The organism is Acidovorax sp. (assembly GCF_016783915.1).
Lineage (GTDB): Bacteria > Pseudomonadota > Gammaproteobacteria > Burkholderiales > Burkholderiaceae_C > Acidovorax.
Genome location: NZ_JADHVT010000095.1, coordinates 1 through 18,399 on the forward strand (window position 1 = coordinate 1; position 18,399 = coordinate 18,399).

The following is an 18,399-nucleotide window of genomic DNA, read 5'->3' on the forward strand; positions in this document are numbered from 1 at the left end:
CTTCTACAATCACCGCAGGCTGCATTCCTCGCTGGGCTACCTCAGCCCGATGCAGTACGAACAACGCTGGTACGAGGCACAGCGCAAAAAGGCCGCGTGAATCGTGGGTTAAGAACTACACGAAACAGGGGCAAGGTCAAACCTCTGGCAGCGTATTTATGCCGAGAAAAGCCGAAAAATCATTGGGACAGTCTTCCGGCTGTCATGCTTGGCGACATCGGAGGTAAGGAAGATGTCTGTTCAGTGCTCTCAATGGGCGGTAATCCCAAGAGCAGACGCAACAGCAGCAGATGTTCAGCTTCAGGAGCGACTGGTGGAAGCGTTGTCGCAAGATCTGTGAAGCATGTGCTGGCGCGTCACTTCACATAGCAATAGGAGTTTGCATTGCCAAAGACACTTGCTCAGATGAAGAGGCGGCTTGAAGACGCAATGACCGAGGCAAGTGCAGCGGAGGAGATCATCCCGCTGATAAAGCAGGCCATTGCTCGATTTGGATTGGAACCAGAGGATTTGTTCGACGGGGACAACACGGAGACGACCACTGCCTTGTATCGGGACGCAAATGGCAACACGTGGGGCGGGCGCGGGCGACGTCCCACCTGGTTGAGTGAAGCGCTTGCGCTCGGCAAAACGCTTGAAGACTTTCAGGTTGGCGCGGCGTTGGGGAAAACTTCTAAGTAGTTGATTTAGAAATTATTTTGTTCAAAACTTTCTGCTTTTGCCAGAAAACCGAGATCACCCCGGATCGCGAGTTTTTGCCGAGATGCGATGTCACGCTCAGTGCCCTCGACCCACATCAGGCGGGTTCACACACAGATATGCCTGTTCGAGCGCCGCTTCACAGGCAGGGTCGGCTTGTGCCAACTGTTCCAGCGCGCACATTAGCGGCTCGGCAATCTCCCAGCGCTGTTCGGCCACGGCGCGTTTGTAGAGTCGCAGCACCTCCTGCTCCAGGGACTTTCGAATCCCGAATCTGCGAACCATCGCAATACCTCCATTCAGGCCTGTCGCCATTGCACGCACCCTAAACCTTGCCACGGTGCCAAGGTCAAGGATGGGGTGATCGCTTGACCTTTACATGATGGAAAGATTGCGGCTTTTCCAAGCGCAAAAGGAGCCTGCCATGAAGTCGCATTCCCACGCGCCGGTCGTAGCGACCGAAGTAGTTGGAGAAAGCCCGGAGTTGCGGGACATGAGCTGCGGATTCTGGGTCGGCCTCCATTGTTAATGGATCCATCGTGTTGTCAGGTGTGCTGGTCATGTGGCTCGGCTCGAACATCCCGGATCTAATGTTGGGCGTTGTCGTGGCCGGGATTGCCGCGAACGGCGGCCGGGAAATTCTGCGCGAAGCATCGGAAACGGCCAGGCGCAACGCCAGCGCATGAGGTCTGACATCGCCCCGCGCATCCCGAAGGTCATACAGGCTGCAACCGTCGGCCTTTGTATGCGTTCATTGCGAAACCCGAGACTGCGATCAGCAGGACGATGAGCTGGGCCACGACGGTTTCGGCCGACGGATACAGTCCAAGCAATTCGATTCGGGGTGCCATGATGGGACTGGCTCCCAGCCAGCCAGCTTCCTGCAGCCCCGCCACGCCCTTTCCTGCCAGGACAACGGCCAGCACAGCAACCAGGATCGAGCTGATGCTGAAGAATTTTCCGATCGGCATCCGCGCACTGGTCCTGAGCATCATCCAGGCCAGAACGGCCAGGAGAGCGACGCCGAGGCCCAGCCCACCCAACAAGGCATCGTCATTCCCATCGGCCGAGAGAGCCGAGTAGAAAAGCACGGTCTCGAAAACCTCGCGGTAGACCGCGATGAACGAAAGGCCGAACAAGGCCCATGCCGAACGCTTCGACATGGCCGCGGACAGCTTTTCCTTGAGGTAAGCCTGCCAACGGCCTGCGGCGCTCTTCTGGTGCATCCACAAGCCTACGCTCAGCAGAACGAGCGCGGCAAAGAGGGACGACAGCCCCTCGGTGACCTCACGGCTCGCCCCGCTGATGTTCACAAAATAGGTTGCCACGACCCAGGTCAGGCCTCCAGCGGCCAACGCCACGATCCAGCCACCGTGCACGTAGCGTAGGACGTCGGGCCGATTGGCTTTCTTCAGGAAAGCAACCATGCCGACGACGATCAGCAGCGCTTCGAGCCCTTCTCTCAGCAAGATCGTCAGAGAGCCCAAGAAGGTGGTGAGCGGGTCTGCCGATTCGCCGCCCAGTTCCTTCTCCACCTCCGCGAAGAGGTAGTCCAGCTTTTGAGCGGCGGCCTCAGCTTGGGCGAGCGTGCCATTTGCGATCGCCGAGCGATAGGCCAGCATGCCGTTTTCCACCTCCGACAGGAGCGCTTTGTTGCGCGCACCAAGGGATGGTTCCAGCGGCTCGAATCCATCAAGATAGGCCGAGAGCGCTAGCCGCGTGGCCACCGGCTTGTCGCCCTTGCGAATGGCCATCAAGCTCTCCGCCAGGCGCGTGCGGGAAAGGGTCAGTCCGCCGGCGTTGCCGGCCGCGGCGGCCAACTCCGGCTGGCTGCGCAGGTAGGCCGTCAGGTCTCGGGCCGCGTCGGTTCCGACTCGGCCGGCCGCAGCAGCCTCAGTGACCGTAGTCACAGCCGCCAGGTCGGCAAACTCCTTCCGAGCCGCTGCATCACTTTTCCACAGCTGCTCACCTCGTTTGCGCATTCCGTCGTCGTGAGAAAGCGTGCCGGCGAAAAACGCCAGCGCCCACCGGTCCTCGTCGGGCAGCGCCGCAAAACTCGGCATCGACGTGCCCGTAACGCCTTGGGAGACGACCTGGTAGAGCGCCATGAGGCTTCGGGACCGAGCGCGTTCCCGGTTCGTGAAGGCGATCGGCGGTGGTTCGAGTTTGGCTGCAAGTGGTCCGTCGCCACCGCCCGCCGTGCCGTGACAAGACGCGCATTGGGCCTGGAAGAGCGCGGCGCCTCGTTTGAGGTCAGGCAGAGCCTTTGGGGCGACGGGGATCGGATATGCGGCCACCAGCAGCGCTTCCACTTCATGGGCTAGGCGCGCGACCTCTGCGCCATCTGCCTTGCGGGAGACGGCCTCCTGCAGCTTGCTGGCAGCAGCGACTACCGCATCCTTGGATGCGTGCGCTGGAAGGCCGCGAGCCTGGGTCACCGCATTGGCGGTGAAATCCCGCATCTCCGCGTATTCCGGTTCACTGACGACGGCCCCCTTATCGACCGCCCCCCCATAGTCCACGGCAACGTAGTCCAAGAGCTGCCACAGCTGACGCGGCCCCTCGTCGGCTCCTGCCGGAGGGGTCTGCGCGGCGGCAGAGGCCACAAAACACACTCCAACCCACAGAATCAATAGCAATCGCTTCATTCTACAGTCCAACTAAGAATGACAAGCATTATCGTTCACCGCCGCCCCCTTTGCCTGACCCGGTTGTCAGACTGGGTCTTCATGCGTTCACCCAATCGTGGGTTGAGATCACAGGTCAGAGCCTCATCGTCATCGGCACCGTGATCATCGGCGGGCAATAGTGGATCGACCCCGAATGGATCGACGGATACTCCTCGGGAGGATTTTCAGGCCAGATCCACGAGCCAAATAGCATTGGTAGCCAAGAGGTCCTGGTCGCAAATGTGCTGCATTGAACATCGGCTACGCTGCGGATTCAGATCGATCCTGCCTCGTGGGAGTTTTGCGCCATGGCGAGCAATGAACGTACTGAATCACACCGGGTTTGGTGGAGGCTAGTTTGTTGAAGTGCAGGCGTTAGCCTGCACGGTTTTGGCGTGTTGCCGTCAATAGTTTGGCGTCAGCGCCGAGATCATCGTGCAGGCCTTCCGCCGCACCGCCCATAAGCAGGCGCTGCCAGCCGTCCCGGCTCCACAGCGCCTCGCCTGACTTCAGGCGGGCTCGCCCAAGCTGTTGAGAATGCCGCATTCGCGCGCGGTCCGGGCGGTATCGCAGGAGCGCCGCAGATCGGTCAACTCGCGCTCCAGCTCCCGCAATTCCTTGATCTTTGTCCGCACCTGGGCGATATGGGAGTCCACCAGCGAATTCACCTCGCCGCAGTCCAGCTCCGGCCGGTCCCGAAAGTTCAGTAGTTGTCGGATTTCAGCCAGGGTCATGTCCTTGGCCCGGCAGCGGCGGATGAAAAGCAGGCGCTGCAGGTGGACATCGTCGTACAGCCTGAAATTGCCCTCGCTGCGCGCAGGCTCGGGCAGCAAGCCCTCGGACTCGTAAAAGCGCACGGTCTGTACCAGGCAGTCCGCCTTCTTCGACAATTCACCGATCCGCAACATGTTCTTCTCCGCAAAAGCTTGACTCTCTAGCAACTAGAGGTTGTCCAATGATGGCATACGGGGGAAACCCTGCAATGGAGAGCCATCCCAATGAACAAAGACCCTGCCAATTCCTGCGGCTGCTCCGGCGGCAATAGTCAACCAACGGGCTGTGCCAAGGAAAAGCCGTCCACCGAAACCACTGTGTTTCATGTGAGCAACATGGACTGCCGCAATGAGGAGGCACTGGTGCGGCGCACGCTGGAGGGTATGCCGGGCGTCGAGCGGCTGGAGTTCGATCTTCCACAGCGCAAGCTGACCGTTTCGCACAGCCAGGTCTCGCCGGATGTCCTGGAGCAGACGCTGAATTCGGTTGGCATGAAAGCGCAGGCTGTACCTGAGGCCGCTGTGCTGACGACCTACCGCATCGAGAACATGGACTGCCCGAGCGAGGAAAAACTCATTCGCGCGCACCTGGGATCGATCGAGGGAGTCCGGGACCTGGGCTTTGACCTGCGCGAGCGTACGCTGTCAGTCAAGCACCTTGCGCAGGCACGCGCGCAGATGGAGCAGGTCCTGGCGTCCATCGGCATGCGGGCCAAGGAGCAGACTGCTGGCAACTGCGGGCCGGCGACTGGTCCTGCCCCCATCGCCCCCCCGACCGCGCAGCTACTGCCGCCAGCATCGGCTCCCACTACACCGGCCGGGGAGCGCGTGACATACCGGATCGAAAACATGGATTGCCCGACGGAAGAAGCGCTGATCCGCGCACGCCTGGGCAAGGAGGCGGGCGTGACCGCGCTCGACTTCAACCTGATGCAACGGGTGTTGGGCATCCAGCACACCCTACCTTCCACGGAACCCATCGAGAAGGCACTCGCTTCCATCGGCATGCGAGCCGAGCGGCAGGACCTTCAGACGGTCACTACGCTGCTGCGCATCGCCAAGATGGACTGCCCGACCGAGGAAAGCCTGATCCGCGGTAAGTTGCAAGGCATGCCGGGCGTGCAGGGCCTCGAGTTCAATCTGATGCAGCGCACGTTGACACTGCGGCACACACCCGATGCGATCAAGCCAGCGGTAGAAGCGATCGAGTCGCTGGGCATGGAAGCCTTGGTGCAGAAGAGCGACGAGCCACGCGATTCGGGGGTACCCGCACAAAAGACCAACTGGTGGCCGATGGCGGTATCCGGCATCGCGGCCGTGCTCGCCGAAGGCGTGTACTGGGTCAATGACGGCAACCATTGGGCGGTGGTTGTGCTGGCCCTGGTCTCGATCTTCACAGGCGGCCTCAGCACCTACAAGAAGGGCTGGATCGCGCTGAAGAACCGCAACCTGAACATGAATGCCCTGATGTCCATTGCGGTAACGGGCGGGATGGCGATCGGCCACTGGCCCGAGGCCGCCATGGTCATGTTCCTCTTTGCGTTGGCCGAGGTGATTGAGGCCAAATCCCTGGACCGGGCCCGCAATGCCATCCGCGGGTTGATGGACCTGGCACCGGAGATGGCGACCATGCGGCAGGCCGACGGCTCATGGACGGAGGTCCGGGCCAAGGAAGTGGCCAAGGGCGCAGTCGTGCGGGTGCGACCCGGCGAACGCATCGCGCTGGACGGGCTGATCACGGCCGGCCAGTCGGCCGTCAACCAGGCGCCCATCACCGGCGAAAGCCTCCCTGTCGAGAAGGTCGAAGGTGATCAGGTGTTCGCGGGCACCATCAATGAGACCGGCTCTTTCGAGTACCAGGTGACCGCGGGCGCCAGCGACTCGACCCTTGCACGCATCATCCATGCGGTGGAGTCGGCGCAGGGCAGCCGCGCGCCCACGCAGCGCTTCGTCGACCAATTCGCCCGGGTCTACACCCCGGCCGTCTTCGCGGTGGCCGTGCTGGTCGCAGTCGTTCCGCCGCTTGCCTTCGGCGGCGCGTGGTTCGACTGGATCTACAAGGCGCTGGTGCTGTTGGTGATCGCTTGCCCTTGCGCCCTGGTCATCTCGACGCCCGTCACCATCGTCAGCGGCCTGGCCGCTGCCGCCCGACGCGGCATCTTGATCAAGGGCGGCGTCTACCTGGAGGGCGGACGCAAGCTCAAGGCCCTGGCTCTGGACAAAACCGGCACGCTCACCCATGGCAAACCCGAACAGACTGACTTCGTGTCCCTCGTCGGCGACCAACAGGAGGTTGCCGCCTGGGCCGCCAGCCTGGCCGACCGCTCGGACCACCCGGTCTCACAGGCGATCGCCCGCAAGGCGAAGCGGGATGGCGTCGCACTGCTCGAAGTCGACGAATTCGCGGCGTTGCCCGGCCGCGGGGTGCGCGGCCGTATCGCTGGCCGGATGTTGAGCATGGGAAACCACAGACTGGCGCAGGAGCTTGGCCTGAGCGAAACGGCGCTTCAGTCGCAGCTGGAGACCTTGGAACGCCAGGGCAAGACGGCCATTTTGCTCATCGGCGATGACAGCGTGCTTGGCATCTTCGCCGTGGCCGATACCGTCAAGGAAACGAGCCGTGAAGCTGTGGCCGACTTGCAGGCGCTGGGCGTGCGCACGCTGATGCTGACCGGAGACAACCAGCACACGGCCGCCGCCATTGCGACCCAGGTCGGAATCTCCGAAGCACGGGGCGACCAGCTGCCCGAGGACAAGCTCAAGGCCATCGAGGGACTGATCGGCGGCGGCGGCCAGGTGGGCATGGTGGGCGACGGCATTAACGATTCGCCCGCACTCGCGCGTGCCGACATCGGCTTCGCCATGGGTGCGGCCGGCACCGACACCGCGATCGAAACGGCCGACGTCGCCCTGATGGACGACGACCTGCGCAAGATTCCGACTTTCATCCGGCTATCGCGCACCACCGCGTCGATCCTGACGCAGAACATCGTTCTGGCCCTGGGAATCAAAGCGGTGTTCCTCGCGCTGACGTTCACGGGGCATGCCACGATGTGGATGGCCGTGTTCGCCGACATGGGGGCGAGCCTGCTGGTCGTTTTCAACGGGCTGCGCCTGCTGAAACTGAGAGCCTGACTTCACATGCAGGCTTTTGACTCCACAAGACATTGGCTGTATGACTGGGGCGGCGCCAACGTGGATCTCTTCCTGGCTATCCACCGCACCTTGCCCGACGGCTGGCTCTGGCTGCCAGAGTTCCTGAGCGCGGTCGGCAGCTACTGGGGAGCACCGGCTATGGTGGTCTTGCTGCTGGTTTGGCGGCGACTACAAGGTCGTCAGGCGGCACCTCCGCTGAGTGTGTCATTGCTCAGCTTTGTGCTCGGGCTGCCCCTAGCGATCGCCGCCGCAGCTATCGCCAAAATAGTGTTCGCCCTGCCACGACCGTTCGTCCTACTTGGCGATTCGGTATATCGCGCTGCCTTTGCACCAGATAGCCAATACACCATGCCCAGCGGCCATGCCATGTACATGGGCGTCGTGGTGGCCACACTCTGGCCCGTATTGGGCCAAGCAGGCAGGACCGGTGTACTGCTGTTCGCGGTGGCAGTAGGCTGGTCGCGCATCGTGCTGGGCGCGCACTATCCAGCGGATGTGATTACAGGTTTTGCGCTGGGTTGGGCCTGCGTCGCGCTGGTGGCTCCCTTGGCCCACCGTGTGGCCAGGGGGCAGCCGGTCGCGGGAGCGGCCCGGTGAAGACCGGCTTCCAGGCTGCGCTGCGCTTGGCCGACGGCATCGATCGGGCCCAACCGGAGGCTCGCCTTTGTTGTTCGCAGGGGCCTGCTGACCAACGCCGTGCTGACTGCCGGCAACGCGACGGTGCTGCTGCCGCTGTGCGCGGCTGCGGTCTGGGTGCGGCCGTTCCCGCCGAGCCCATACCGAAGCCGGAATTTTCTGAACCCAAGAAGAATTTGATGAGCTATCCCCATCGCATAGCGCAGTGGTATTCACTGGCGATTGTTGTATTCGCAGGCGACCAAACCGCCAAGACCTACATAGAGATGACAACCCCCTTGCGGTGGTCGCATGAGGTGACTTCCTTTTTCAACCTCGTTCACGTTCTCAACCCCGGCGCAGCGTTCAGCTTCCTCGCCGGGGCGGGTGGCTGGCAGCGATGGTTCTTCCTGGCCATCGCGCTCGCGGCGTCTACGTGGCTCATGTGGATGCTGCTGCGGCCGCAGCGCAGGCTGGAGGCTCTTTCCTACAGCCTCATTCTGGGCGGCGCTCTAGGCAATGCGTTCGACCGCGCAGTCCGAGGGCAGGTCATCGACTACCTCGACTTTCACCTGCGCAGCTGGCACTGGCCGGCTTTCAACATCGCCGACATGGCCATCGTAGGCGGGGCGATCGCGCTGGTTCTGCAGTCGCTGGTGAGCGACGACAAGCTCACGGCGGAGAAAGAGACCCGGTAAACGTTAGCTTTGTAAGGTCATGATGGGTACCGCACACGACCTCGACCTGAAGACGGCGGGTCACGGCATTCGCACACATAGCCGAAACCAAAGGCATACTTATCCGTTATCCATGCACAGAACTACTCAATTGCACGAATGGGGAAGCTCGAAGAACTGATTGCCGCATCGGAGCGAGAGAATACGCGCCGCAGCTACGCTTCGGCGGTTCGTCACTTCGAGGGTGAATGGCAGGGTGTGCTCCCAACGACGACGGATGCCATCGCACGGTACCTCGCCGATTACTCGGCAACGCTTTCTATCAACACGCTGCGTCAGCGATTGGCAGCGCTCTCGCGCTGGCACGCCGACCACGGATTTTCCGATCCCACCAAAGGGCCGCTGATTCGGCAAGTCCTCAGAGGAATCCGGTCCGTCCACCCAGCAGCGGAGAAACAGGCGCGGCCACTTGCCATTGCGATCCTTCAGCAAGTGGATTCTTGGCTTGAGCATGCAGGTGCAGCCGCACGAAGCCGTGGAGATTTTCCGAGTGAGCTTCGGTACGCCAGGAATCGCTCCTTGATTCTTCTGGGATTTTGGAGAGGCTTTCGCTCTGACGAAATCGTTCGATTGCGTGTAGAAGACGTCGAAATCGTTCCTGGAGAAGGTCTGACTTGCTATCTGGGGCGCTCCAAGGGTGATCGCCAGAACCTCGGGCGGGAGTTCAAATGCCCAGCACTTTCACAGATGTGCCCGGTCAACGCCTTGAGCTATTGGAAGGTCTTGGCTGGATTGGAGTCTGGCCCGCTGTATCGAGGCATTGATCGATGGGGGCACCTGTCAAATACTGCGATGGCAGGCAGTAGCCTGATACCGCTGCTCCGCGCACTGCTGGATGCCGCTGGCGTGCCCGCATCTGAAGAGTTCAGTAGCCATTCTCTGCGCCGCGGCTTTGCCAGCTGGGCGCGCGACTCTGGTTGGGATCTGAAGGAGCTCATGAACTATGTCGGCTGGCGGGACGTCAAGTCGGCAATGCGTTATCTTGATACCTCAACACAGAAACTGCAGACAAGGTTTGAACAAAACCTTCCCACGCCGCTGACACCTCCACAGTCCGGCACACAAATTTCAGCGGATGAGCTCCAGCAAAAGGCTTTCTCGGCACCAACCGTCCCGCTAATAGCGCTGCGCGTCAAGTTGTCCCTCAGCCGTTTCAGCAAAATGTCTCGAGGGCTGACGCGGGCGCACCGCTTGATCGAAAAAACCTGCCTGGAACGCTATGCGATGCAGCGCTTGAACAAGGATGGCACCCTCTACACGATCGCGGTCCCGTCGCCGTCGCGCGAGGAGCTTTCAGAGGCCATCTATACCTTGTTGGACGACATGTACCGGGTTGCCGGAGACAGCGAATGTACCCTCGAAGCAACGGTTCAGGACATTGCAACGGGAGAGCGCTGGGAATAGTTTCCGGCCTGGGGGGACGCTGAAGACCAAAGCGGCCTGTAGCTATTGACAGGGACTCTGCGCATCTATGGCCTCGCATTGAAACCAAAATGACAACGCTAACCGAGACCGCCTATCCGTACCTCAAGCCCGAGATTTCCCCACATGAACTGAACACCGCGTTTACACCCACCAAGGATGAGGTCGCCTTTGTAGAAAGCCTGCGTGGGCGAAGTCTGCAGCGCGTGGCAACGCTGATGTACTTGAAACTATTCCAGCGCCTGGGCTTTTTCCCGCAGCTAAATGCGGTGCCCTCTGTCATCTGCGAGCACATTGCAGAGCAAATTGGACTCTCCATTGCCCCGCAGCAAAAAGATCTCAAACGCTTCGAGACGTCTGGCGGGCAGACGAAAACTCTCAATGCGGTGCGCGAGTTCATGAACGTGCGAAAGCTCGACGCAGACGGCTGGGAGTGGCTCAAACAACGGGCGACAGAAGCGGCTGATACCAAGCATTCAGTCGTGGATATTCTGAACGTGATGCTGGAGGAGCTCGCGCATCATCGCTACGAGCTCCCGGCGTTTTCCACGTTGGACCGCATGGCGTTTGGCGCCAGGGAGGCCAGCAACAGCAAACATTTTGCAAGCATCACCAATCAGCTGGACGAAAAGACCAAGGATTTGATCGACTCGCTGCTCAAGGTCGAGCCGGGTGAATCGGTCTCCGGCTGGCAGATGCTCAAACGAGAGCCCAAACGGCCCACCAATAAGGAAACTCGCAGCTACCTGCAGCATGTAAAACGTCTTCAGCACCTGGTCGAATTGCTGCCACGGCCTGAGATCCCGGTGCCCAAACTGAGGCAGTTCCGCCATCTTGCACGCGCGATGGACGCGGCAGAAATGACCGAGCTAAAACCGCTCAAGCGCTACGCATTGGCCGTAATCTTGATTCGCACGCGACATGCACAGGCGCTCGACGACGCTGCGGAAATGCTCATCCGCATGATGCAGAATTTGGAAAATTCGGCTCGGCAGAAGCTTCTGGAGTTCCAGCAAGACAGACTTCAGAAGACGGATATGCTGATTGGTCAGTTGCGCGATATTCTGGATGCCTACCAAATCAACGGAACAGATACCCAGAGAGTCCAAGCGATCGGGTCCACGCTAAAGGCCGATGTCGAAGCGCTGGTTTTGGACTGCGACGAACTCCTGGCTTACGCAGGCCGCAATTACCTTCCGTTCCTTCTTCAACCATACAAGGCAGTGCGCGCCCAGTTGTTGAACTGCGTGGAGATCACGGCGCCAAAATGCAGCTCTGACGACACGACCATGGAATCGATGATCGATGCATTGCATAGGCTGCGAACTTCCAGAAGCCAGACGGCGACACTCAGTGAACTGAACCTGGATGTGGGATCGTTGAAATGGATGCCGGCCCAGTGGCGAAAACTCGTTTTCGTCGACTTGGAAAATGCCCATGACGCCATCATCGATCGACGTTATTTCGAGCTCGCCGTTTTCCAGCAGATCAAGGAAGATTTAAAATCAGGGGATCTTTACATTAAGCACGGCGAACGCTACGATGATTATCGAGAGCAGCTGGTCGATGACAATACTCTGGCTGCAGAACTTGAAGACTATGGTCGGGTGACGGGGATCGAAACTACGCCGTCAGCACTCGTGGATATTCTGCGGCAGCAGTTACTCGCGAAAACGCAGCAAATCGACGACGCCTTTCCTAAGAATGCGCACGCAGAAATCATCGACGGGCGCCTCATTCTGAAAAAACCAGCCAGATCCGAGCTGTCTGCCGCCACCGTCGAGCTGGAACAGGAACTAACGCAAAGAATGGTGTCCACCGGCATCGTCGATGTCCTGACCGACGTCGAGTGATGGTTGGACTTACACAAACATTTCAGGCACGTCTCTGGCGCCGATAGCCGTCTGGAAGAGATTCGGATGCGCCTGCTGACCACTCTCTTTTGTTATGGCTGCAACCTGGGTCCCGAGCAAACCGCGCGCTCCATCAAAGGCATGAGTCGCAAGCAAATTGCATGGCTCAACCTGAAATACGTGACGGAAGACACCTTGGATAAGGCGATCACCTCCGTCGTCAATGCCTACGATAAGTTTGAACTTCCCGCATATTGGGGTACCGGAAAACACGCGTCTGCAGATGGAACAAAGTGGAATCTCTACGAGCAGAACATGTTGTCCGAATACCATATCCGCTACGGCGGCTATGGGGGCATTGGCTACTACCACGTATCGGACAAATACATCGCACTCTTCAGCCATTTCATATCGTGCGGAACCTACGAGGGTATCTACATTCTCGATGGCCTGATGGGCAATATGTCTGATATCCGTCCCGATACCATTCATGGTGACATACAAGCACAGAATTATGCGGTTTTCGCCTTGTCCTATCTGCTGGGTATCAAGCTCATGCCACGGATTCGTGGGATTAAAGACCTTAACCTCTATCGTGCCGGTCCGAAGGAAAAGTACAGCAATATTGAGCCGCTGCTGTCAGACTCAATCAACTGGAATTTGATCGAGACCCACTTGCCTTCGATGCTACGGGTCGCGGTGTCGATCAAAGTAGGAAAGATTGCACCGTCGGCGATTCTTCGGCGGCTAGGCTCTCAAAGCCGGCGCAACAAGGTCTACACCGCATTTCAAGAGCTCGGCAGGGTGGTGCGTACCTTGTTTCTGTTGGAATACATCGGCGATGTCGATCTGCGACGAGTCATTCACGCAGAGACAAATAAGAGCGAGCAGTTCAATGCGTTTGCCAAATGGTCTTTTTTTGGTGGCGATGGAATCATCGCCGAGAACCTGCGACACGAGCAGCGCAAGATCATCAAGTACAACCATCTCGTGGCAAACATGGTGATCCTTCACAACGTCCAAGGCATGACGCGAATTCTGAAGGACATGAAAGACGAGGGGACCGAGTTGACCGCAGAGATGCTTGGCGGCATTGCACCGCTAAGGCCGCGCCATATCAACCGGTTCGGCGACTACACGCTTGATCCGCGTCGAAAGGTAGCGCCAATGGACTTCGCGATGTCAATTTCTACTGGCAAATCAACAGCTTAAGTCATTTTTTGCCCGGATTTACATGAATCCCGGCCAACCCTCTTCAAGGCTTCAAGAGGATTGCGCGAGCTAACTTTATCCAAGCACGACTTCATTCGGTCACCAGTCGCCTCGTCATCTCGTTCGAGCCAACTGAAGGCTTGCTCTAACTCACCCCTCACAAGAAGCCAAGCAACGAATTTGAGCCGGGCATCTTCATCGAACGTTGCTGCCGATCCCACCAAATTAATTTGCTGAAACTCTAGTATTTCTTCTAAAGAAAGAGATTTAGCGATTATTTCAGAAACACGCTTTTTTTCTTGCGGCATCAAGCTATGAAGATATTCAAGGCCTACCGCTATGTCTTTGGCGAAGCCGCCCGTTCCAGCCAAGTAGGCTTCGCCGACCTTCAGCTTGGCCTCCTTGTCACCATATTTCGCGAGTGATCTAAGACGAATGTTCTCTCGACGCATTTTTGACTCCTTTGCCCGGCGAAATCCCGCCAATACAGCGACTAGTTGGCGCGGATCCTACTTGGGCAATCGAAACCAAGTCATGTCTCGCAGATTACTTTTCTGTAATGTTCCAGAGATATTTAAATCATCTCCACCGAAGAATTGTTTTTATTGCTGATTGGTTGTACTGAAGCTGCAAAGATCTTCAATTTTTGTCGAATTGCTTTGCGTCCACCCCTGCAATATATTTCACTACGAAATTAATTTCCTCCTGACCCTACGATTGGCTTCGATGCTTCAGTTGGCATCTATTCATACATCAATAGATCAAGGAGTCGCAATGACTTTGAATCGGAAAATCGCTCTCGCGGTGCTGGCCACTTGCGCTGGCACTGGTGCCTTCGCACAATCTTCGGTCACTCTCTTCGGCGTCGTGGACGTCAACGCGCGCTACGTCAAGAACAGCGAACTTCCCAGCAACATCACCATGAACAACAGCGGCCTGTCCTCCGGCCGCTTTGGGTTCCGCGGTGTTGAAGACCTGGGCGGTGGCCTCAAGGCGGGCTTCTGGCTGGAATCCGATGTGAACGCCGATAGCGGCTCCATCAGTTCTACCGGCAAACTTTTCCAACGTCGCTCAACCGTGAGCCTGCTTAGCTCCTTCGGCGAGGTGCGCTTGGGCCGCGATTTCACACCCGCTTCCCAGTTGGTTGTGCGCTATGACCCGTTCGGCGTGATCGGCTTGGCAGGTTCCAACGTCACCAGCCGTCTGCCAGGCGCTTTCGCCTCGTACTACCGCCACGACAACGCCATCCAGTACTTCACTCCAGTGTGGAGCGGTCTGCAGGTGGAGACGATGTACGCACTGGACGAGAGCGCCACCACCAATGCAGGCCGTCACATGGCTGCACGCGTGGTATACGACAACGGCCCTCTGAGCCTCTCGGGCATCTATGGCACCACCACGGTGAATGCTGCGGGCGCTAAGCTGAAGCAAACTGGTTTGGGCGCAGCCTACGACCTGGGCGTGGTTCGCCTCATGGGCTTCTATCAGCGTGACGAGGTTCCATTCGGCACCTACGGCACGGCGGTCGCCGGACCGGAATCGCGCTTCCTGCTTGGCGTCACCGTGCCAGTGGGCCGTGACCAAGTGCGCGCATCGTGGGTACGCACCGATTCTCGCGGAGGCACGGCTGCGTTCAACGGCAGCGATGCAGACAAGTTCTCCGTGGGCTATATCCACAACATGTCTGCCCGTACGGCTCTGTACGGAACCATGTCCTACGTGAACAACAAGGGTGGCGCAAACTTCAGCTTGGCTGGTGGCGCTACGGGCCTGGCCACAGGTGGCAACTCCACCGGTGCAGAAGTCGGCATCCGCCACAGTTTTTGATCCCAGGGTAGATAGTTAGCGAGTTTGAGCTTCATTTCAGCCCCGCGGCACCCACGCCGCGGGGCTTTTTTGTCTACCTCGTCCAGCCTTGCGCTAATTGCGGGTGCGCTCGATCGTGCGACGCAGGTCTTCAGGGATCGGCAGAGGCTTGATCGGACTGACGTTCGCACCACCAGTATTGCCGGCGGGCACCCATCCAATGACAGTTTTGGTGGCAGCTCCCAAGATTCGCATCGAGTGACACAAAACTTCGCGCGGGCTTTTCTGCCTGAATCCCCATACAAGCATACGCAGGTGCACCCGAACATGCTGCGCTGTGAAAGCTTGACCAAGGACGTGAGCGCGCTCCAGTTAGCGAAAGCTCACCTGCGCTTGGCTGCGTTGCCGGCAGTCGTGGCAGCGTGCAATTTCGCATCCACGGCGGGGCGGATTCTCGTTCCAAACGTTGTCATGCTCAGGCCTTTTCTGACACGCCGCGCAGCAGCCGCAGACCGTTGATCACCACCAGAAGGCTGGCCCCCATATCGGCAAAGACAGCCATCCACATGGACGCGTTCCCGAACACGGCGAGGACCAGGAACACTGCTTTGATGCCCAAGGCAAAAGCGATGTTCTGCAGAAGAATGTTGCGTGTGCGCCGGGAGAGCCTGATGACCTCGGGGATACGTCGCAGATCGTCATTCATGATGACGATGTCTGCGGCTTCCATGGCCGTGTCCGTGCCCGCGGCGCCCATGGCGATACCGATGTCTGAACGCGCAAGCGCCGGGGCATCGTTGATCCCGTCCCCAGTCATCGCGGTGGGGCCGTGCTCAGCCTGCATTTTCTCGATGGCCGAAAGCTTGTCCTCGGGCAGCAGATTTCCGTGCGCCTTGTCGATGCCCGCTTGCTTGGCAATGGCCTGTGCCGTCGACACGTTGTCACCTGTGAGCATGACCGACGCGACGCCGAGCTCGTGCAGTTGCCCTATGGCTTCGCGCGAGCTGTCCTTGATGGTGTCAGCCACAGCAAAGAGGGCAAGAACCTCGCGTTCATCCGCCAGAAGGGTGACCGTTCGCCCCTTTGCCTCGTGGCTGGCGAGCAGCTCCTCGATCGCTGGCGAGCACAGTCCCCGCTCCTCGATGAGGCGGTGATTTCCAAGCACCAGCGTCTGTCCTTGGAGTTGGGCTTCTACACCCCTGCCGGCAAGCGCCTTGAACCCGCTCACACCGCCTTTTCCGGCATCCAAGCCCTTTGCAATGGCCTTCGACACAGGGTGATCCGAATGCCCTGCGAGATCCGCCGCCCATCCCAGCACAACGGCTTCTGACTGCCTGGTTGCAAGCACGGCTTTTTCCACGAGCTTCGGCTTGCCTTCCGTGATCGTCCCGGTCTTGTCCAGCGCGATGGCCTTGAGCTTGTGTGCATCTTCGAGGTACACCCCACCCTTGATCAAGATGCCGCGGCGGGCCGCCGATGCGAGCCCGCTGACCACCGTGACCGGGGTCGCGATCACGAGGGCACAGGGGCATGCGATTACCAGCAGGACCAGCGCCTTGTACAGCGCCTGCATCCAGGTTAAGTCCAGAAACACGGGGGTCAGGACCGCGACCAGCACAGCGATGATGAACACCCCTGGCGTGTAGATAGCGGCGAATCGATCAACGAATTGTTGGGTAGGAGCCCGCGAGCCCTGGGCTTGTTCGACCGACTGAATGATGCGTGCCAAGGTCGTATTGCTTGCCGCGGCCGTCACGGTGATTTCAATGGTGCCAGTCTCATTGATCGTGCCTGCGAAGACGGGGTCGCCCTGCGCCTTGTCCACCGGGATGCTCTCTCCTGTCACCGGGGCCTGGTTGACAGCGCTGGTCCCGCTGGCCACAGTCCCGTCGAGCGGTATACGCGCACCGGGCTTCACGCGAACGATCGCGTTGATTTGCACATCCGCCGCTGGCGTCATCGTCCAGCTTCCGTCGGACTGGCGGACTTCAGCGGTATCTGGCGTGAGGTCGAGCAGACTCTTGATCGCATTTCTGGCCCGATCGACTGCCCGTCCTTCAATCAGCTCGGCGATAGCATACAAAGCCATCACCATTGCTGCTTCTGGCCACTGGCCAATGAGGAAGGCCCCCGTCACGGCAACGGTCATCAGCGCATTGATGTTCAGGCGCTTTTGCATGAGCGCTGCAAAGCCCTTGCGGTAGGTTGAAAAGCCTGCGAGCCAGATCGCTGTGGCCGCAACCGCCATGCCGATGCCCTTGAATACCGTGGTGTCCGGTGCGAAGAAGGACAGGGTTTCTGCCGCGATAGCCAACGCAAGTGCCAGCACCATCCGCCCCAGCCCTTCTGCCGTGCTGCCGTGGTCATCACTGTTGACCCCGCCGTGTGCGGGTGCCACTGGCTCGGGATTAAAGCCCGCCTTGCGGATGGCAGCCACGGCCTCGGGGATCACGTTCTCGGGTGCGTCGATTGTCAGGGTGCGAGCACCCAATTGGAAGCCCAGCCCCCGCACACCCGGAATCGGTTCCAGCGCACGTCGGATCTCGCTCTCCTCCGCAGCACAGTCCATCGTTGATATTCGGAATACGGCCCCTCTGGATGCGGAGCCGGAAGTGGGAGCGGATGACGGTGCCTGTGCCTTCGCATCTGCAGCGCAACAGGCGTCCGCCGCATGGTCTTTGTGGGCGTTCTCGTTTGAATTCATGGTGTTGGTTCCTTGGTGTAATTTGATTGGAAACCTTAAAGTAACTTCAAAGTCAAGCGCGAAGGTGTTTTGATTGCGGGGCCAACTTGGCGGCTTGGATCCGCACGACAGCAGCTACTTCTTGACCTTCGCGACTTCCTGGGAAACCAGGTCTGCCAGTTGCTTGGCTCCGAAACTGGGAAGCGGGCGACCATTGACGAAGAAGGTCGGCGTCTTGCTGACTTGGAGCGCGTTGATGTCCTGCAAATCCTGCTGGATGACAGCATCCATCATTGGAGTGGCCATATCTGCCTGCGCACGTCGCAAGTCCAAGCCAGCCTGCGCTGCTGCTCTTAAGGCCAGCTCAAGGCGAGGGGAGCCGTGGTCTGCCCAGCTTAGCTGCGTATCTAGCAAAGACTCAAGCACGGGAACGAATCGATCTTGCTTGCGGGCGGCTTCCAGCAGTTTGACCACTTGGTCTGCCCCGCGGTGAAAAGGGGCATACCTGATCACCAACCGGACATCGGCTGGATATTGCCGCATCAAGTCTTTGACGATGGGATAGAAGGCACGGCACGTCTCGCACGCGGGGTCGAAGAACTCTACGATGGTGACCGGTGCCTCGCGTGGACCCATGAGGTTGCCCCTGAAAAGTGGAGTTCTTAACCCTTGTTGAAAATACCGACAAGGAGTTGAGCAATGAGTGACAAGCAAGTGCGTGCGCAGTACACGCGGGAGTTCAAACTGGAGGCGGTTCGGCAGGTGCGAGCTGGC

Annotated in this window: 14 protein-coding genes and 2 pseudogenes; 9 read left to right on the forward strand and 7 right to left on the reverse strand. The window is 59.3% G+C overall.

Translation table 11 applies throughout. The annotated features are described in order from the left end of the window. Together ISS20_RS23665 and ISS20_RS16305 are read left to right on the forward strand one after the other, a co-directional pair. Window positions 1-100: IS3 family transposase (locus ISS20_RS23665; RefSeq protein ID WP_366827632.1), on the forward strand; the 100-nt coding region annotated here is incomplete at its 5' end. Window positions 101-384: 284 nt separating this feature from the next. Next, window positions 385-681, forward strand: a complete 297-nt coding sequence (locus ISS20_RS16305) for an H-NS family nucleoid-associated regulatory protein (protein ID WP_133246256.1) — start codon at window positions 385-387, stop codon at window positions 679-681. Window positions 682-777: 96 nt separating this feature from the next. On the opposite strand, the gene ISS20_RS16310 is transcribed toward ISS20_RS16305, so the two are convergent. Further along, window positions 778-984: a hypothetical protein gene (locus ISS20_RS16310; protein ID WP_108497094.1), complete on the reverse strand. Its 207-nt coding sequence runs from the start codon at window positions 982-984 to the stop codon at window positions 778-780. Between the two features lie 233 nt (window positions 985-1,217). On the opposite strand from ISS20_RS16310, the pseudogene ISS20_RS16315 reads away from it, so the two are divergent. Then, window positions 1,218-1,385: pseudogene (locus ISS20_RS16315) on the forward strand (cation transporter); the annotation flags it as partial. 30 nt (window positions 1,386-1,415) lie between these two features. On the opposite strand, the gene ISS20_RS16320 reads toward ISS20_RS16315, so the two are convergent. Together ISS20_RS16320 and cadR are read right to left on the reverse strand one after the other, a co-directional pair. After that, on the reverse strand, window positions 1,416-3,347 hold the full coding sequence (locus ISS20_RS16320) for a cytochrome c/FTR1 family iron permease (protein ID WP_291438055.1): 1,932 nt from the start codon (window positions 3,345-3,347) through the stop codon (window positions 1,416-1,418). 530 nt (window positions 3,348-3,877) lie between these two features. Next, the gene (cadR, locus tag ISS20_RS16325) at window positions 3,878-4,276 is read right to left on the reverse strand and encodes a Cd(II)/Pb(II)-responsive transcriptional regulator (protein ID WP_108499157.1); all 399 of its coding nucleotides are present in this window, start codon (window positions 4,274-4,276) and stop codon (window positions 3,878-3,880) included. 90 nt (window positions 4,277-4,366) lie between these two features. Between cadR and ISS20_RS16330 the strand changes: the two genes are divergently transcribed. The 5 genes and pseudogenes from ISS20_RS16330 to ISS20_RS16350 all read left to right on the forward strand — a co-directional run bounded on the left by ISS20_RS16330 (window position 4,367) and on the right by ISS20_RS16350 (window position 13,136). Beyond that, window positions 4,367-7,276, forward strand: a complete 2,910-nt coding sequence (locus ISS20_RS16330) for a heavy metal translocating P-type ATPase (RefSeq protein ID WP_108499158.1) — start codon at window positions 4,367-4,369, stop codon at window positions 7,274-7,276. Between the two features lie 6 nt (window positions 7,277-7,282). Next, on the forward strand, window positions 7,283-7,894 hold the full coding sequence (locus ISS20_RS16335; protein ID WP_108499159.1) for a phosphatase PAP2 family protein: 612 nt from the start codon (window positions 7,283-7,285) through the stop codon (window positions 7,892-7,894). Between the two features lie 218 nt (window positions 7,895-8,112). After that, on the forward strand, window positions 8,113-8,610 hold the full coding sequence (gene lspA / locus ISS20_RS16340; protein WP_108499160.1) for a signal peptidase II: 498 nt from the start codon (window positions 8,113-8,115) through the stop codon (window positions 8,608-8,610). A 138-nt stretch (window positions 8,611-8,748) separates the two neighbouring features. Continuing rightward, window positions 8,749-10,053 carry a site-specific integrase gene (locus ISS20_RS16345; RefSeq protein ID WP_291438056.1) on the forward strand — a complete coding sequence of 435 codons (1,305 nt, stop codon included), beginning with the start codon at window positions 8,749-8,751 and terminating at the stop codon, window positions 10,051-10,053. 89 nt (window positions 10,054-10,142) lie between these two features. Then, window positions 10,143-13,136 (forward strand): annotated as a pseudogene (locus tag ISS20_RS16350) (Tn3 family transposase). Here ISS20_RS16350 and ISS20_RS16355 read toward each other — a convergent pair. After that, a complete protein-coding gene (locus tag ISS20_RS16355) occupies window positions 13,133-13,588 on the reverse strand; it encodes a hypothetical protein (RefSeq protein WP_291438057.1) in 456 nt (151 codons plus the stop codon). The pseudogene ISS20_RS16350 and the gene ISS20_RS16355 overlap by 4 nt on opposite strands. Window positions 13,589-13,910: 322 nt before the next feature. Here ISS20_RS16355 and ISS20_RS16360 point away from each other — a divergent pair, with 322 nt between their 5' ends. Continuing rightward, on the forward strand, window positions 13,911-14,963 hold the full coding sequence (locus ISS20_RS16360) for a porin (RefSeq protein ID WP_108497246.1): 1,053 nt from the start codon (window positions 13,911-13,913) through the stop codon (window positions 14,961-14,963). A 93-nt stretch (window positions 14,964-15,056) separates the two neighbouring features. Here the strand turns inward: ISS20_RS16360 and ISS20_RS23670 are convergent, their stop codons facing one another. The 3 genes from ISS20_RS23670 to ISS20_RS16370 form a co-directional block, all read right to left on the reverse strand. After that, window positions 15,057-15,263, reverse strand: coding sequence for a DUF3703 domain-containing protein (locus tag ISS20_RS23670; RefSeq protein WP_366828357.1), 207 nt, complete (start codon window positions 15,261-15,263; stop codon window positions 15,057-15,059). Between the two features lie 154 nt (window positions 15,264-15,417). Continuing rightward, the gene (locus tag ISS20_RS16365) at window positions 15,418-17,646 is read right to left on the reverse strand and encodes a cation-translocating P-type ATPase (RefSeq protein WP_108499600.1); all 2,229 of its coding nucleotides are present in this window, start codon (window positions 17,644-17,646) and stop codon (window positions 15,418-15,420) included. Window positions 17,647-17,760: 114 nt separating this feature from the next. Beyond that, window positions 17,761-18,339, reverse strand: a complete 579-nt coding sequence (locus ISS20_RS16370) for a thioredoxin domain-containing protein (protein ID WP_291438058.1) — start codon at window positions 18,337-18,339, stop codon at window positions 17,761-17,763. Window positions 18,340-18,399: the final 60 nt, after the last annotated feature.

Excerpts from the sequence above, each read along its gene's own strand:
- ISS20_RS16310 (WP_108497094.1), bottom strand. The coding sequence starts at position 984 with ATGGTTCGCAGATTCGGGATTCGAAAGTCCCTGGAGCAGGAGGTGCTG.
- ISS20_RS16320 (WP_291438055.1), bottom strand. The coding sequence starts at position 3,347 with ATGAAGCGATTGCTATTGATTCTGTGGGTTGGAGTGTGTTTTGTGGCC.
- cadR (WP_108499157.1), bottom strand. The coding sequence starts at position 4,276 with ATGTTGCGGATCGGTGAATTGTCGAAGAAGGCGGACTGCCTGGTACAG.
- ISS20_RS16330 (WP_108499158.1), top strand. The coding sequence starts at position 4,367 with ATGAACAAAGACCCTGCCAATTCCTGCGGCTGCTCCGGCGGCAATAGT.
- ISS20_RS16335 (WP_108499159.1), top strand. The coding sequence starts at position 7,283 with ATGCAGGCTTTTGACTCCACAAGACATTGGCTGTATGACTGGGGCGGC.
- lspA (WP_108499160.1), top strand. The coding sequence starts at position 8,113 with ATGAGCTATCCCCATCGCATAGCGCAGTGGTATTCACTGGCGATTGTT.
- ISS20_RS16345 (WP_291438056.1), top strand. The coding sequence starts at position 8,749 with ATGGGGAAGCTCGAAGAACTGATTGCCGCATCGGAGCGAGAGAATACG.
- ISS20_RS16355 (WP_291438057.1), bottom strand. The coding sequence starts at position 13,588 with ATGCGTCGAGAGAACATTCGTCTTAGATCACTCGCGAAATATGGTGAC.
- ISS20_RS16360 (WP_108497246.1), top strand. The coding sequence starts at position 13,911 with ATGACTTTGAATCGGAAAATCGCTCTCGCGGTGCTGGCCACTTGCGCT.
- ISS20_RS16365 (WP_108499600.1), bottom strand. The coding sequence starts at position 17,646 with ATGAATTCAAACGAGAACGCCCACAAAGACCATGCGGCGGACGCCTGT.